Consider the following 13,994-nt stretch of genomic DNA (forward strand, 5'->3'; position numbering starts at 1 on the left):
GCAGACATCGGGTTTGACCAGTCTTGCCCTGGCTCAAGCTGGCGATAATCCGGGAATGCCCACGCCAACGACCTCCCTCGAAGATGCAGCGGCCGGGGCCCGGCCCCGCCCCCGCTCCCCCAGCGACCTGTTTTTCTCGTTCAGCATCCTGGCCCTGCAGGGCTTCGGGGGCGTGCTGGCGGTGGTGCAGCGCGAGCTGGTCGAGAAAAAGCAATGGATGACGAACGAAGAGTTCGTCGAGGAATGGGCCGTTGCGCAGATCATGCCTGGCCCCAATGTGGTCAACCTGTCGGTGATGCTGGGTGAGCGCTACTTCGGCTGGCGTGGCGCCGTGGCGGCGCTGTCGGGCATGCTGGCCTTCCCCACCCTGATCGTGCTGGCCCTGGCCACGCTGTACGGGCACTACGCTCAGCACCCCCAGGTAGCAGGTGCCCTGCGCGGCATGGCCGCCGTGGCGGCCGGGCTGATCGCGGCCGCCGCCTTCAAGCTGGCCGGCCCCCTCAAGAAGCACCCGCTGGGTCGGCCCCTGTGCGCCCTGCTGGCCGCCGCCTGCTTTGCCCTGGTGGGCTGGCTGCACCTGCCCCTGGGCTGGGTGGTACCCGGCCTGGGCCTGCTGGCCTGTGCCCTGACCTGGCGGAAGATCGCCCCATGAGCCTGCACTTCGAAGCCCTTCAATGGCTGCAGCTGCTGCTGCATTACGCCTCGCTGTCCCTGCTGGCCGTGGGCGGCGCCATCAGCCTGGTGCCCGACATGCACCGCTACCTGGTGCTGGAGCAACATTGGCTGACCGAGGCCCAGTTCAACGCCTCGATCGCGATCGCCCAGGCAGCCCCCGGTCCCAACGTGCTGTTTGTGGGCCTGATGGGCTGGAACGTGGGGCTGAACGCCGCCGGCAACACCGGCCTCAGTGCCCATGCTGCCACGCTGGGCCTGCTGGGCATGGCCACCACCATGCTGGGCATGCTGGTGCCCAGCACCGTGCTGACCTGGCTGGCCACCCGTTGGGCGGCCCGGTACCAGCAGCACCGCGCCATCCGAGCCTTCAAGCAGGGCATGGCCCCCCTGGTGATCGGCCTGCTGCTGGCCACCGCCTGGACCCTGGGCAGCGCCAGCGGCGACCCGCGCCACGATGGCGCCCTGTGGGCCCTGAGCGCGGTGGCGGCCTTGCTGGTCTGGCGCACCCGCATCCACCTGCTGTGGCTGCTGGCGGCCGGCGCACTGCTGGGGGCCCTGGGCTGGGTTTGAAGCCCCAGCCCGGCGTTCACATCACGCGGGCAAACAGCTCGTTGCGAAAGTGGATGCCCAGGCGGGCAAAGGCCCGGTTGCGGTAGGTCTTGACGGTGGGCAGGCTCAAGCCCAGGTCGGCGGCCACGCCGTCTTGCGTGTAGCCGCGCAGCAGCCGCTCGCACACATCCAGCTCGCGCTCGGTCAGCCCTGGGTGCAAGGCCTGCAGGCGCTCGCGCCAGGCCGGCTGCACTGGGGGCGGTGCCGGCGGGCTCACCTGCAGGTGCTTGCGTACCAGGGCCAGCAAGGCCGGTGACCAGGCTTCGAAGTCGCCCAACTGGGCATCACTGAAGGGCCGCTGGTGCTGGTGGCGGTAGAAGTTCACGGCAAAAAGGCTCTCAGGCCCCTCAGCCTCGACGATGGACACCCGCTCGGCCACGCCATGGGCCTCGTACACGCAGGCCCGGTGGTCTTGCGGCACCTCGCGCGCCGTGATGTGGCACAGCTGCAAGGGCGCTGATGCGCCCTCGCTTTCCCCTTCGGCCTCGGTGTGCAGGCTGCGGTCGCGCACATAGGGGCCTGCCAGGTAGGCATGCCAGCAGGCCTGGGTGGTGTCGGGCACGCCATGGCTGGCCGACAGGAACAAGGCCGGCTGGCACGCCAGCCCGGTGCGGTAGACCGACCACGAGGCCGCCGGCAACAAGGGGGTCAACGCGGGCAACAGCTCGGTCGCAAAGCCCTGTTCGCCCAGGCGGCCGATGGCCTGCGCCATCACGCCGCCGGCCAGGGCGGGTGGGCTGCTTTGGCCAGGGGTCCATTTCCTCATGCCTGTCATCTTCTGGGATGACAGGCGGTCGGCGCTACCGGATTTACGCTAGGTCAGGTCTTGATACCAGCCTTGCGGAGTGCCCATGTCCCTGTTTGTTGCCCCCAGTTTTCGCCCCTTTGCCGACCTGCAGGTGCAGGTCGGCACGCCCCAGGACGTGGGCCCCGGCCCGCACGGGCACCGGCGCGTGGTGCCCATCCTGGGCGGCCAGGTGCAAGGCGTGGGCTGGAAGGCCCGGGTGCTGCCGGGCGGCGCCGATTTCCAGCTGCTGCTCAGCGACACCCTGGCCGAGCTCGACGCCCGCTATGTGCTGGAAACCGAGGCCGGCGAGCTGATCTACGTGCACAACCACGCCCTGCGCCGCGCCGATCCCGACACCATGGCCCGACTGGTGCGCGGCGAGGCGGTGGACCCGGCCCAGGTGTATTTCCGCTGTGCGCCCCGCTTCGAGACCAGCGCCCCTTCGCTGCGCTGGATCACCGAGCGCCTGTTCATCGGCAGCGGGGTGCGCGAGCCCAGCGCCGTGCTGATGCGCTTTCACGAGCTGCTTTGACCCCATCACCCGCTTTTCGACCCACGACACCGTTCAGCCCTGAAGGAGACACCATGCACAACAAGAACACCCGCCGCCACAACCGCCGCGACACCTGCCGCTGGCTGGCCACCGCCCTCGCCGGCGCCACCCTGGCCGCCCCCATGGCCTGGGCACAAAGCCCGGCGGCCAACTACCCCAACCGCCCGGTGCGCCTGATCGTGGGCTTTCCGGCCGGCACCGGGCCCGACATCGTGGCCCGGCTGCTGGCCCAGAAAATGTCGGAGGCCTGGGGCAACACCGCCGTGGTGGTGGACAACAAGCCCGGCGCCGGGGGCCTGATCGCCGCCAGCGAGGCCGCCCGCGCCCCGGCCGATGGCTACACCCTGATGCTGGGCGAAACCGGCCAGTTGAGCATCGCGCCCAGCAGCTACAACCGCCTGCCCTACGACCCCGCCAAGGACTTTGCCGCCGTCAGCCAGGTCGTCACCTCGAACTTCGTGCTGCTGGTCAACCCGCTGAAGGTGCCGGCCCGCAGCACCAAGGAATTCGTCGACTGGACGCGCAGCCAGAAAGGCCTGTTCATGGCCACCTTCGGCGCAGGCACGCCCGGTCACTTCGGGGCCTACATGTTTGGCGACGCCATCGGCATCAAGCCCGAGGCCGTGCACTACAAGAGCACGGGCGATGCCCTGGGGGGCCTGTTCAGCGGCGACGTGCAGGCCGTGTTTGCCAGCGTGGGCCTGGCCGTGCCCAACGTGAAGGCCGGCAAGCTGCTGGCCCTGGGCAGCAGCGGCGCCACCCGCAGCGCCAGCCTGCCCGATGTGCCCACCCTGAAAGAACAGGGCTATGCGGGCCTGGAGTTCAACTCGTGGTTCGGCGTGGTGGCCCCGGCCCGCACCCCGCCCGAGATCCTGGCCAAGCTGAACGCCGACATCGTGAAAGCCGTGCGCTCGCCCGAAGGTCGGCAGAAGATGGAAGATGCGGGCTTTGCCGTCACCGGCACCTCGCGCGAAGAGTTCGGCCGCATCATCGCGGCCGACACCGTGACCTGGGGCAAGGCCGTGGCGGCCACAGGGTTCAAGGCGGATTGAGGGCTCAGGGCCCCAGAACGGGGCCCGCCTCAGCCGGACACCGCTATCAGGCCCGCGACACCAACGGATAGTTCTCGGGTTTGCGAATGGATTGCGAGGTGATGGTTCCACGCAGGGTGGACCTCACGCAAATCGACCTCGACAATCGACTGGGCCTGCTTCAGTGGAGTGGCAGACAGCCCCTAATTTTCCGCCATCAAGCATCCGCTGCTATGAGGCGCACGCACAAGGCCGGATGTACAGTGATCGGGCCGGGTCTCGCCATTGATTCGTTTCATGCACCAATGCCTGCAAGTATTGCAATTTACGAATCTTGCACCAGCCCCGACAATCGCCGGCCATGCCAAACCGGCCCGCCCCGTGCCATGGTGGCCAGGGGGCCTACAAGGAGACTTATGTTGTTGACCGATTCCGTTGCCACGCCTCACCCGATCTCGCGCCGCCGCATCGCCGGCTGGCTGGGCGCCACCGCCCTGGCCTTGGGCAGCCTGGGTGCCCAGGCCGACACCTGGCCCAGCAAGCCGATCCGCTTTGTGGTGCCCTTCGGCCCCGGGGGCGCCAACGACCTGGTGGCACGTGCCGTGGCAGAAGCCACCGCGCGCCAACTGGGCCAGGCCATCATCATCGACAACAAGCCCGGCGCGGGCTCGGTGCTGGGCGCCGACATCGTGGCCAAGTCGGCCCCGGATGGTTACACCTTCCTGGCCCCGGCAGCCGGTGTGGTGACCAACGCCATGATCAAGTCCAAGATGCCCTACAAGGAAGACGATCTGGTGCCCGTGGCCATGATGGCCGTCAGCCCCTCGGTGATCGTGGTGCCGGCCGACTCGCCGATCAAAGACCTCAAGGGCCTTCTGGCAGCCTCCAAGACGGGCCCGGGCCTGAACTTCTCCACCGCCGGCACCGGCAGCACGCCGCACTTTGTGGCCGAAATGCTCAAGAAGAACGGCGCCAAGCTGCAGGTGGTGCCCTACAAGAGCGGCTCGGAGGGCGTGGTGGCCGTGGTGGGCAAGCAGGTGGACGCCACCTCCGAAGCCAGCGTGGTGGTGCTGCCGCAGATCAAGGGGGGCAAGCTGCGTGCCGTGGCCTCGACCTGGAACCGCCGCATCGCGGCCATGCCCGACATCGCCACCGCCGAAGAGCAAGGCTTTCCGAACATCTTCATTGGGCACTGGTCAGGTGTTTTTGCCCCCAAGGGCACGCCAGACGACATCCTGGACCGCATGAACCGCGCCATTGATGCCGCCATCAAGTCGCCCGAGCTGCGCGCCCGCCTGATCCCCCAAGGCATTGACCCCGTGGGTGGCACGCGGGCTGACTTCGTGAAGTTCATCAACGCTGAAAAGGCCCGCCTGGCACCGATCGCCAAGGCCTCGAACATGCGCGAAGACTGATCCGGGACCCAGCACCATGAACCCCAAGAAATTCTGGAGACAAGCCGGCCAATGGATCGGCGCCCTGACCCTGGGGGCCGCCCTGTGCGGCCAGGCGCTGGCGGCCGAGCTGCATGTGCTGAGCTCGGGCGGCTTCACCGCCGCCTACAAGCAGTTGGTGCCGGGCTACGAGAAGGCCTCGGGCAACCAGGTGGTGTCGGGCTACGGCGCCTCGCTGGGCGGCGCGCCCGACTCCATCCCCAGTCGGCTGGCCCGCCATGAACCCGCCGACGTGGTGATCCTGTCGGTGCCGGCGCTGGAGGCCCTGGTGGCTGCGGGCCAGGTGCGCCCGGGCAGCCGGGTGGACCTGGGCCGCTCACTGATCGGGCTGTCGGTGCGCAAGGGCACGCCCAAGCCCGACATCAGCAGCGTGGAGGCCTTGAAGAACACCTTGCTGCAGGCCCGCTCCATCGCCTATTCGGCCAGCGCCAGCGGCACCTACCTGTCGACCGTGCTGTTCAAACAATTGGGTGTGGCCGATCAGATCAAGGACAAGGCCCGCCGCATCGTGAGTGAGCGCGTGGGCAGCGTGGTGGCCCGCGGTGACGCCGAGTTGGGCTTTCAGCAGGTCAGCGAACTGTTGCCCATCGAGGGCCTGGACTTTGTCGGCACCCTGCCCGAAGAGGTGCAGGAGGTGACCATCTTCGCCGCAGGCATCACCACCGAGGCGCGCGAGCCCGAAGCCGCCAAGGCCTTGTTGCGCTACCTCTCCTCAGCCGAGGCGGCGCCGGTGATCCAGAAGACCGGTCTGGAGCCGATACCCGCACGCTGAACACACGGGACGCACGGAAAGCAGCACAGGCGCGCCGACCTCAGGCTCAGAGCCCGTCCAGCAAGGCGGGCAGGCCCTGGGCCGAGGGGCAGCGCAGCAGCACATCGGCCAGTGCATCAAGCTCGGTGGGTTGGGGGTTGAGCACCACCACCCGGGCGCCGGCCTCTCGGGCCGTGAACACCAGACCGGCCGCCGGGTACACCGCACCGGCGGTGCCCACCACCAGCATCACATCGCATGCCGAAGCCGCTTGCTCGGCCGCGCGCAGCGGCGCCTCAGGCAGCGACTCGCCAAACCAGACCACACCCGGCCGAACCAGACGGCCACAGGCCCGGCAACGGGGCGGATGGCCAGGCACCAGGGCCGTCACATCACAAGGCACCCCCACGGGGTGGGGCAGCTCACAGGCCGCGCCAGGGCCGCCCAGCCAGTGGTCTTCAAAAATATGGCCATGCAAGGCCAGCACATCGGGGCTGCCCGCGCGCTGGTGCAGCCCATCGACGTTTTGCGTGATCAGGGTGAGACGACCCGGGTGGGCCTGGGCAAAGGCGGCCAAGGCGCTGTGCCCGGCATTGGGCTGGACGCGGGCAATGGCCTCACGGCGAGAGCCATACCAGCCCCAGACCAGGGCCGGATCGGCGCGAAAGCCGACTTCGGTCGCCAGTTGCTGGGGGTCGAATTGTGCCCACAGGCCCTGCTGGGCATCGCGAAAGGTGGGCACGCCCGACTCGGCACTGACCCCGGCCCCGGTGAGCACGGCCACCCGCTGGGCCTCGGCCAGCCAGCCGCGCACCTGGGCCAGCGAAGCGGCCAGGGCATCGACCGGGTCTGTGGCCATCACAGGCGTTGGCGCAGCGCCTCGTACAGGCACACGCCGCTGGCCACCGACACGTTGAGGCTTTCCACCGCGCCATGCATGGGGATGTTGACCAGTTCGTCGCAGGTCTTGCGCGTGAGTTGGCGCATGCCGTCACCCTCGGCACCGAGGACCAGGGCGGTCGGGCCTTTGAGGTCCACCTGGTAGAGGGTCTTGGGCGCATCGCCACAGGTGCCGATGCACCAGATGTTGCGTTCCTTGAGCTCGCCCAGGGTGCGCGCCAGGTTGGTGACCATGAAGTACGGCACGGTTTCGGCAGCCCCGCTGGCCACCTTGGCCACGGTGGCGTTGATGCCGGCCGCGTGGTCCTTGGGGGCGATCACGGCGTGCGCGCCAGCCCCGTCGGCCACCCGCAGGCAGGCCCCCAGGTTGTGCGGATCGGTGATGCCATCGAGCACCAGCAGCAAGGGCGGCTCCTTGATCTGGTCGAGCAGATCGTCCAGCGACTTGACCTGGGCCACGGCCTCGACCCGGGCGGCCACGCCCTGGTGGCCATGGCTGCCGGCCAGCTTGGCCAGGCGCAGGCCGTCGGCCTCGATCAGGCGCACGCCGGCTTCGCGCACGCGCTCCAGGAACTGGCGCATGCGCGCATCACGGCGCGTGGGCTCGAAGTAGATTTCGATGATGGTCTGGGGCGCGGTCTTGAGCCGCACGCCCACGGCGTGAAAGCCGAACAGCACTTTGGGGGATGACATGGGGCCCGATTATCCCTGCACTGCGCCGCTCAGACGCCAGCGGGCTGAATCCGACCGGCTTCGATGGTGATGCGGCGCTCGCAGCGCGCGGCAATCGCCTGATCATGGGTGACCAGGACCAGGGTGGTGCCGAACTCGCGGTTGAGCTCGAACATCAGCTTCATGACGGTGTCGCCGGTGGCGAAGTCCAGGCTGCCAGTGGGCTCGTCGGCCAGCAGCACCGCAGGTTCGACCACAAAGGCACGCGCCAACGCCACGCGCTGCTGCTCACCGCCCGACATGACGCGGGGGTAGTGGCCCAGGCGCTGGCCCAGGCCGACGTGGCGCAGCATCTCGGCGGCGGCCGAACGGGCGTCACGGCGGCCGGCCAGTTCCAGGGGCAGCATCACGTTTTCAAGCGCGGTGAGGTTGCCCATGAGCTGGAAGCTCTGGAACACAAAGCCCACGCGCCGGGCCCGCAAGGCCGCCCTGGCGTCCTCATCGAGCGCGAACAGGTCGTGGCCGTCCAGCCGCACCGTGCCCTGGCTGGGGGTGTCCAGCCCGGCCATGATCGACAGCAAGGTGCTCTTGCCCGAGCCGGAGGCCCCCACAATGGCGGCAGTCTCCCGGGGCGCCAGTCGGAAATCGATGTCACGCAGAATGTCCAGCGTGCCCGTGGAATCGGTGACCGACTTGAAAACGTGTTCGACCGAGACGATCGCAGGCGAGAGGGCTTCAGACATGAAAGGTTGGGCGTGTTGAATGCAATGAAGAGGCAACTGGCCAAGCCAGTTGGAGTGAACGCTCGGCGTCACTTTATCCTGAGCGGCGTCAGTCTGATGGTGGCGGGGTCATGTGGCGCCCTGATGAAGGCCCAGGCCGCCCCAGCCCCCTCAACACCCACGGTGCTGGTGGTGGGCGATTCGCTGAGTGCCGAGTACGGCTTGCGCCGCGGCAGCGGCTGGGTGGCGCTGCTGGCCGACAAGGCGCTGGCGGAAAAGCCCGGCTTCCAGGTGGTCAACGCCAGCATCAGCGGCGACACCACCTCGGGCGGCCGGGCCCGGCTGGGGGCCTTGCTGGCCCAACACAAGCCGCAGGTGGTGGTGATCGAGTTGGGGGGCAATGACGCCTTGCGCGGCCTGCCGATCAAGATGACCGAGGACAACCTGACGCAGATGGTGCGCGCCTGCCAGAAGGCTGGCGCCCGGGTGTTGCTGGTGGGGATGCAGGTGCCACCGAACTATGGGGCCACCTACACCGAAGATTTTTCGCGCACCTTTGCCCGTGTGGCCGCGGCCGAGAAGACCGCGCTGGTGCCGTTTTTGTTGAAGGGCATCGCCGACGGGCCCGATGCAGAGCGCCTGTTCCAGGCCGATCGCATCCACCCCCGGGAGGAGGCGCATCCACGGATGCTGGCCAATGTGTGGCCCGAACTGCGTCGGCTGTTGAAATAAGCCTTGGCGATCAGGCCTGAGGAGCGTCTCCGGCAGGAGGTGCCTCGGCACTGGCTTCGTCAGCGTCTTCAGGCTCGTCGGCCTCTGGCGGCAGCCCCAGGGCCTTGCGATCCGCCTTGGCCTTGAGTTTTTCTTCTTTTTTGCGCTTTTTCGCCAGTTCTTTTTGACGCTTTTCGTAGCCGTAATTCGGTGTTGCCAAGTCGGGTTCTCCTTATCGAGTTGAAGTCCACTGTAACACCCGCCGGATGGCGCTCAGCCCGCAGAGGGCGCCGTGCTGCCACCGGGTGCAGGCGGCCAGTGCACGGCGCCACGGTAGGCATGCCAGCTGGCATGGCCCAGCCAGGGGCCCACCAAGACGATGCCAGCCCCCCAGGGCCACAGCGCGGCCACCACCAAAGCGGTGATCAGCGCGCCCCAGAACAGCATGATGCCGGTGTGGGTGAAGACCACCCGCAAGCTGGTGATGGCCGCCGTGATGGCGTCGGTGTCGCGGTCCAGGATCATGGGGATGGACACCACCGCCATCGAATAGACCAGGCTGGCAAAGACGCCACCGACCACCGTGTAGACGGCGACAAACTCCCAGTTGTCCGGGTTGAAGATGGCGTCGATGACGCCGGTGGTGGAAGGCATGCCGGTGTTGAAGAACACCGCAAACACCACCAGGGAGGCGCGCCCCCACAGCAGTTCCAGCACGATCATGACCAGCACCAGCATGGCCATGCTGCCCAGATGCCGGTCCCAGCAGGTGATGGACAGGCCGAGCTCGGGCCGCAGGCCGGCTTCGCGGCGACGACTCACGTCGTACAGGCCCATGGCCATGAACGGCCCCACCAGCAGGCAGCCCGAGGCGATCGACATGGTGTACTCGGGGCTGCTGCGAAACACCCAGCCCAGCACCAGGGCCATGCCCCAGAAGCACAGACCGTAAAACAGGGCAATGCCCGGGGCGGCGGCCACATCCTGGGCACCGCGCTGCAACCAGCGCAGGGGGTCGGCCCAATGCAAGGGCGCCAGGGTCAGGCTGTCGGCTTCGGCGCTGTCGGGGTGGTGGACCGGGGCGTCCAGGGGCGCCGGGGTGGCGGCGGGCCCATGGAAATCAGGGTGCGGCAGGGGTGCGGCCATGGCGGGAGCTTCCTTTCAATGGCCCGGAGAACCCGGGGCATGCCGCAGGCTAGCCCGGCAGGGCCCACCGCGGTACTCAGGAAACTACCAAGCTGGCCGCAAATCGCTCAACGATCCGACAGATGCGAGGCCAGCGCCTGCGCCAGGTCGGCCTGCAGATCCTGCACCGCCTCCAGCCCGATCGAAAAGCGAACCACGGTGCCCGGCCGGAGATGGGCTTGCGGCCGGCTGCGCATGCTGGCCAGGTGGTAGGGCACCACCAGGCTGATGGGGCCGCCCCAGCTGTAGCCCAGCTTGAACAGGCGCAAGGCATCGCAAAAGGCGTCCACCTGGGCAGCGCTGTAGCGCTGGTCGACCACGATGCTGAACAGCCCGGCGGCCAGGGCTGGCTGCCCCTGGGTGCCACACAGCGCCTGCCAGTGGCCATGGCCCGGCGCCCCCTCCAGGGCCGGGTGCAGCACCTGGGCCACGGCGGGCTGGGCTTGCAGCCAGCCGGCCAGCGCACGGGCCGCCTGATCATGGGCCTGGTAACGCAGGGCGATGCTGGGCAGCGAGCGCAGCACCGACTCGACATCGTTGGCACCCACGCCCAGACCCAGGCGCATGTGGGTGCCCTTGAGGCGCACATGCAAGGCGTCATCGCGGGTGATGATGCTGCCCATCAGCACGTCGCCACCGCCACTGGGGTACTTGGTCAGGGCCTGCGCGCTGATGTCCACGCCCCAACCCTGGCCGAAATCGAAGGGCTTGAAGGCCAGACCGGCGCCCCAGGTGTTGTCGAGCGCGCTGATCACGCCGCGCTCGCGGCAGATCGCCGTGAGCGCCGGCAGGTCGGGGAACTCCATCGTGACCGAGCCGGGGGCTTCCAGCCAGACCAGGCGGGTGCGCGGGCTGATGCGATCGGCCAGATCGGCCGGGTTCAAGGGGTCGTACCACTGGTGGGCAATGCCCCAGCGGGCCAGCTCGCCCTCGGCCAGCGCCTTGTTGGGGCCATAGGCGTTGTCCGGAATCAGGATTTCGTCGCCCTGGCTGAGCAGCGCCAGGGCCACATTGGCCAGGGCCGCCAGGCCGCTGGGCACCAGCAGGCATTGCAGCCCGCCTTCCAGTTGGCACAGGCGCTCCTCGAGCGTGAAGGTGGTGGGCGTGCCGTGCAGGCCATAGGTGTAGCCCGAACGGCTGCGCCAATCGCGGTTTCGCATGGCCGCGGTGTTGGCAAAAATCACGGTCGAGGCCTTGTGCACGGCCGGCTGCGGGGCCTGAAAGCCAAGCGGCGGCTGGTAGGGATGGTGGATCAGCTGGGTGATCGGATCGCGGGAGTCGGGGCTTGAATCGGTCATGGTGCGATGTTATCTCTGCCCACCGCCGCATGTTGCCGGGCGGTGCTTGTGGTAGCTTCAACGGACAACACCCCCGCACTGCCCGTCATGAGGCAGGCACCGAGCCCGGAAGCCGCTGTGAAAAACGACCGATTGCATCGCCTGTTCCCATTCCTCAACTGGCCACGGCCCTCCCGTGACACCCTGCTGGGCGAGTTTTCCGCCGGCATGACGGTGGGGCTGATGCTGCTGCCGCAGGGGGTGGCCTATGCCGCCCTGGCCGGCATGCCGCTGGTCACAGGCATTTACGCCTCCATCGTGCCGGCCGTGGTGGCGGTGCTGTGGAGTTCATCCACCCGGCTGGGTGTGGGCCCGACGGCGCTGAGCAGCCTGTTGATCGGGGCCTCGCTGTCGGGTCTGGCCGAGCCGGCCAGCGACACCTGGGTGGCGCTGGCAGTCTGGCTGGCCCTGATGTCAGGGAGCTTGCAATTGCTGCTGGGCCTGGGGCGCTTCGGTTGGCTGCTGAACCTGGTGAGCTCGCCCGTGCTCTCCGGTTTCACGCAGGCGGCGGCCTGGCTGATCCTGGCCTCGCAGATGCGGGCGCTGACAGGGCTGGCCCCCGACAGCAGCGACTGGTTGGCGCTGAGCCAGCATGACCTGCTCTCACTGGGGTTCGGCGTCGGCTCACTGGCGGCGCTTCTGCTGGCCAAGCGCTTCGTGCCACGCTGGCCGGCCGCCATGATCATCGTGGTGGCGGCCGGTACCCTCAGTGCCAGCCTGGGGTTTGCCGAATCGGGCGGCGCGGTGGTGGGCGCCCTGCCCTCCGGCCTGCCCCATCTGTACTGGCCTGGCGGGCTGTCGATGAACGCCTTTGGTCAACTGGTGATGCCGGCCCTGGTGATCACGCTGATCAGCTTTCTCGAAACCGCCTCCAGTGCCAAGGTCGAAAACCAGCGCGGCGGCACGCAATGGAATGAGAACCAGGACCTGATCGGCCAGGGCCTGGCCAAGATCGCCTCGGGTTTGAGCGGCTCGTTTCCCATCAGCGCATCCTTCTCGCGCTCGGCCATCAATCTGTACGCGGGCGCCAAGACCGGCTGGGCCACCCTGTTCTCGGTGTTGCTGGTGATGGTGGTGCTGCTGTTTCTGACACCTTACATGTACCACGTGCCCCAAGCCGTGCTGGCAGCCATCGTGGTGGCGGCCGTCTTGAACCTGGTGCGTCCGATGCAGCTGATCGGCCTGTGGAAGATCTCCCGGGTTGAGGCGCTGACTGCCGGGGCCACCTTCGTGCTGACGCTGGCGACGGCGCCGCAGCTTTATTGGGGCGTGCTGGCCGGCCTGGTGGCCAGCCTGACCCACTTCCTGTACCAGCGCCTGCACCCCCGCATCATCGAGGTGGGCCTGCACCCCGATGGCAGCCTGCGCGACCGCCACCTCTGGCACCTGCCCCCGCTGGCCCCGCATCTTTACGCCCTGCGCATGGATGCAGAACTTGACTTTGCCTCGGCCAGCACGCTGGAGCGCAACATCGTCGATCACCTGGCCCGGCACCCGGACACACGATGCGTCTGTCTGTACGCCCAACCCATCAATCGCATCGACGTGACCGGGGTGGAGGCCTTTCAACAAATCACGCTGATGCTGCATGAGCGCGACATCACACTGGTGATCAGCGGCCTGAAGTTACCGGTGGATACGGTTTTGCGGCGCGCCGGATGCCTTAAAGAGGGCCCACTGCTGAAAACCTGCCGTACCGATCTCGAAACGCTGACAACCGTGCAAAACTTGCCGTCAAACGGGTAAAGCAGGCAAGAAGTACCACAATTTGTCACTTATCTCCAAGGGGCGTACTGTTAAACTTCGCAAAACTCTTGTCCCTCCTCAACCCGTGTCCCCCTCCCAGGCTCCTGCACCGATTGACCTCAGCAGTCTTCGTCTCGACACCGCCCTGGCGTTGCTGGCACAAGATGAGGAATTGCACTCCCCCACACCCGAAAGCACCACCGGCTATCTTCAGCACCTGATTGACGGCCTGTGTGAGTTGTCACTCAAGGACCCCCTGACCGGGCTGGCCAACCGGCGTCAATTCCGGGCCGTTCTGGAACGCGAAGTCGACCGCGTGACCCGCACCGGAGAGTCGGCCCTGCTGCTGATGCTGGACATCGATCGTTTCAAGCTGGTGAACGACAGCTACGGCCACCCTGCGGGCGACATCGTTCTTCAATCGGTGGCCAACACGCTGGCCAACTGCGTGCGCCCCATGGACACCCTGGCCCGCTATGGAGGCGAGGAGTTCGCCGTGGTCCTGCCGGGCTGCCAGGCCGCCTTCGGACGTGCCGTGGCCGAGCGCATCCGATCCATCGTGGAGTCCACCCCCATCACCATCGCTCCGGGTGTGGCCATCAACGTGACCGTGAGCATTGGAGGGTCGTTCACCCTGCCCTGGGTGCGATCGCCGATATCCCTCTGGATAGAGCGAGCGGACCACCAGTTGTACCGGGCGAAATCGGAGGGTCGCAACCGTGTCTGCCTGGATTTCCCGCCAGACAGCACGGTCAGTGCAGAAGAAAAGGGTTTGCTGTTCTACGACGTCCCCGATCAGGACGATGTTGGAACTTCAACCGATCAAAGTGACCCGGCCGACAGCGCCAACCGAAAGTGAAC

The 13,994-nt window shown here is 67.5% G+C and carries 16 protein-coding genes; 9 read left to right on the forward strand and 7 right to left on the reverse strand.

The window, feature by feature from the left end; all coding sequences use genetic code 11:
• The first annotated feature begins 55 nt into the window (after window positions 1-55).
• Entirely contained in the window at window positions 56-652 is a 597-nt protein-coding gene (locus tag L880_RS0129225) for a chromate transporter (protein ID WP_027478609.1), read from the forward strand.
• On the forward strand, window positions 649-1,245 hold the full coding sequence (locus L880_RS0129230) for a chromate transporter (RefSeq protein WP_027478610.1): 597 nt from the start codon (window positions 649-651) through the stop codon (window positions 1,243-1,245). The genes L880_RS0129225 and L880_RS0129230 overlap by 4 nt, the downstream gene beginning before the upstream one ends.
• A gap of 16 nt (window positions 1,246-1,261) precedes the next feature.
• Here the strand turns inward: L880_RS0129230 and L880_RS0129235 are convergent, their stop codons facing one another.
• Window positions 1,262-2,050 (reverse strand): helix-turn-helix transcriptional regulator, encoded by a 789-nt coding sequence (locus tag L880_RS0129235; protein ID WP_027478611.1) that lies wholly within the window; start codon window positions 2,048-2,050, stop codon window positions 1,262-1,264.
• Window positions 2,051-2,135: 85 nt separating this feature from the next.
• Here L880_RS0129235 and L880_RS0129240 point away from each other — a divergent pair, with 85 nt between their 5' ends.
• The 4 genes from L880_RS0129240 (at window position 2,136) to L880_RS0129255 (ending at window position 5,881) form a co-directional block, all read left to right on the forward strand.
• Window positions 2,136-2,603: a DUF3237 domain-containing protein gene (locus L880_RS0129240; RefSeq protein WP_027478612.1), complete on the forward strand. Its 468-nt coding sequence runs from the start codon at window positions 2,136-2,138 to the stop codon at window positions 2,601-2,603.
• Window positions 2,604-2,656: 53 nt separating this feature from the next.
• Window positions 2,657-3,676, forward strand: a complete 1,020-nt coding sequence (locus L880_RS0129245; protein ID WP_027478613.1) for a Bug family tripartite tricarboxylate transporter substrate binding protein — start codon at window positions 2,657-2,659, stop codon at window positions 3,674-3,676.
• A 395-nt stretch (window positions 3,677-4,071) separates the two neighbouring features.
• The gene (locus L880_RS0129250; RefSeq protein WP_051443670.1) at window positions 4,072-5,070 is read left to right on the forward strand and encodes a Bug family tripartite tricarboxylate transporter substrate binding protein; all 999 of its coding nucleotides are present in this window, start codon (window positions 4,072-4,074) and stop codon (window positions 5,068-5,070) included.
• A 16-nt stretch (window positions 5,071-5,086) separates the two neighbouring features.
• On the forward strand, window positions 5,087-5,881 hold the full coding sequence (locus L880_RS0129255) for a substrate-binding domain-containing protein (protein ID WP_027478615.1): 795 nt from the start codon (window positions 5,087-5,089) through the stop codon (window positions 5,879-5,881).
• Window positions 5,882-5,927: 46 nt separating this feature from the next.
• On the opposite strand, the gene L880_RS0129260 is transcribed toward L880_RS0129255, so the two are convergent.
• Genes L880_RS0129260 through L880_RS0129270 form a run of 3 tightly spaced genes read right to left on the reverse strand, consistent with a single transcriptional unit; the run spans window position 5,928 to window position 8,175 of the window.
• Complete coding sequence (locus L880_RS0129260) at window positions 5,928-6,719, reverse strand: SIR2 family NAD-dependent protein deacylase (RefSeq protein ID WP_043331003.1); 792 nt, start codon at window positions 6,717-6,719, stop codon at window positions 5,928-5,930.
• Window positions 6,719-7,453, reverse strand: a complete 735-nt coding sequence (rlmB, locus tag L880_RS0129265; RefSeq protein WP_027478617.1) for a 23S rRNA (guanosine(2251)-2'-O)-methyltransferase RlmB — start codon at window positions 7,451-7,453, stop codon at window positions 6,719-6,721. Before rlmB ends, L880_RS0129260 begins: the two co-directional genes overlap by 1 nt.
• Window positions 7,454-7,482: 29 nt before the next feature.
• Complete coding sequence (locus L880_RS0129270) at window positions 7,483-8,175, reverse strand: ABC transporter ATP-binding protein (protein WP_027478618.1); 693 nt, start codon at window positions 8,173-8,175, stop codon at window positions 7,483-7,485.
• A 96-nt stretch (window positions 8,176-8,271) separates the two neighbouring features.
• On the opposite strand from L880_RS0129270, the gene L880_RS0129275 reads away from it, so the two are divergent.
• On the forward strand, window positions 8,272-8,886 hold the full coding sequence (locus L880_RS0129275; protein ID WP_157463108.1) for an arylesterase: 615 nt from the start codon (window positions 8,272-8,274) through the stop codon (window positions 8,884-8,886).
• Between the two features lie 10 nt (window positions 8,887-8,896).
• Here L880_RS0129275 and L880_RS0129280 read toward each other — a convergent pair whose 3' ends face one another.
• The 3 genes from L880_RS0129280 to L880_RS0129290 form a co-directional block, all read right to left on the reverse strand.
• Window positions 8,897-9,085 carry a hypothetical protein gene (locus L880_RS0129280; protein ID WP_027478620.1) on the reverse strand — a complete coding sequence of 63 codons (189 nt, stop codon included), beginning with the start codon at window positions 9,083-9,085 and terminating at the stop codon, window positions 8,897-8,899.
• 53 nt (window positions 9,086-9,138) lie between these two features.
• Window positions 9,139-10,011 (reverse strand): DUF2189 domain-containing protein, encoded by an 873-nt coding sequence (locus L880_RS0129285; protein WP_084461738.1) that lies wholly within the window; start codon window positions 10,009-10,011, stop codon window positions 9,139-9,141.
• Between the two features lie 107 nt (window positions 10,012-10,118).
• On the reverse strand, window positions 10,119-11,348 hold the full coding sequence (locus tag L880_RS0129290; RefSeq protein WP_027478622.1) for a PLP-dependent transferase: 1,230 nt from the start codon (window positions 11,346-11,348) through the stop codon (window positions 10,119-10,121).
• An 87-nt stretch (window positions 11,349-11,435) separates the two neighbouring features.
• Between L880_RS0129290 and L880_RS0129295 the strand changes: the two genes are divergently transcribed.
• Both L880_RS0129295 and L880_RS33925 read left to right on the forward strand, forming a co-directional pair.
• Window positions 11,436-13,133 carry a SulP family inorganic anion transporter gene (locus L880_RS0129295; protein ID WP_043331005.1) on the forward strand — a complete coding sequence of 566 codons (1,698 nt, stop codon included), beginning with the start codon at window positions 11,436-11,438 and terminating at the stop codon, window positions 13,131-13,133.
• Window positions 13,134-13,245: 112 nt separating this feature from the next.
• Window positions 13,246-13,992 carry a GGDEF domain-containing protein gene (locus tag L880_RS33925; RefSeq protein ID WP_157463120.1) on the forward strand — a complete coding sequence of 249 codons (747 nt, stop codon included), beginning with the start codon at window positions 13,246-13,248 and terminating at the stop codon, window positions 13,990-13,992.
• The last annotated feature ends 2 nt before the right edge of the window (window positions 13,993-13,994 follow it).

It is taken from the genome of Curvibacter gracilis ATCC BAA-807, assembly GCF_000518645.1.
Taxonomy (GTDB): Bacteria; Pseudomonadota; Gammaproteobacteria; order Burkholderiales; family Burkholderiaceae_C; genus Curvibacter; species Curvibacter gracilis.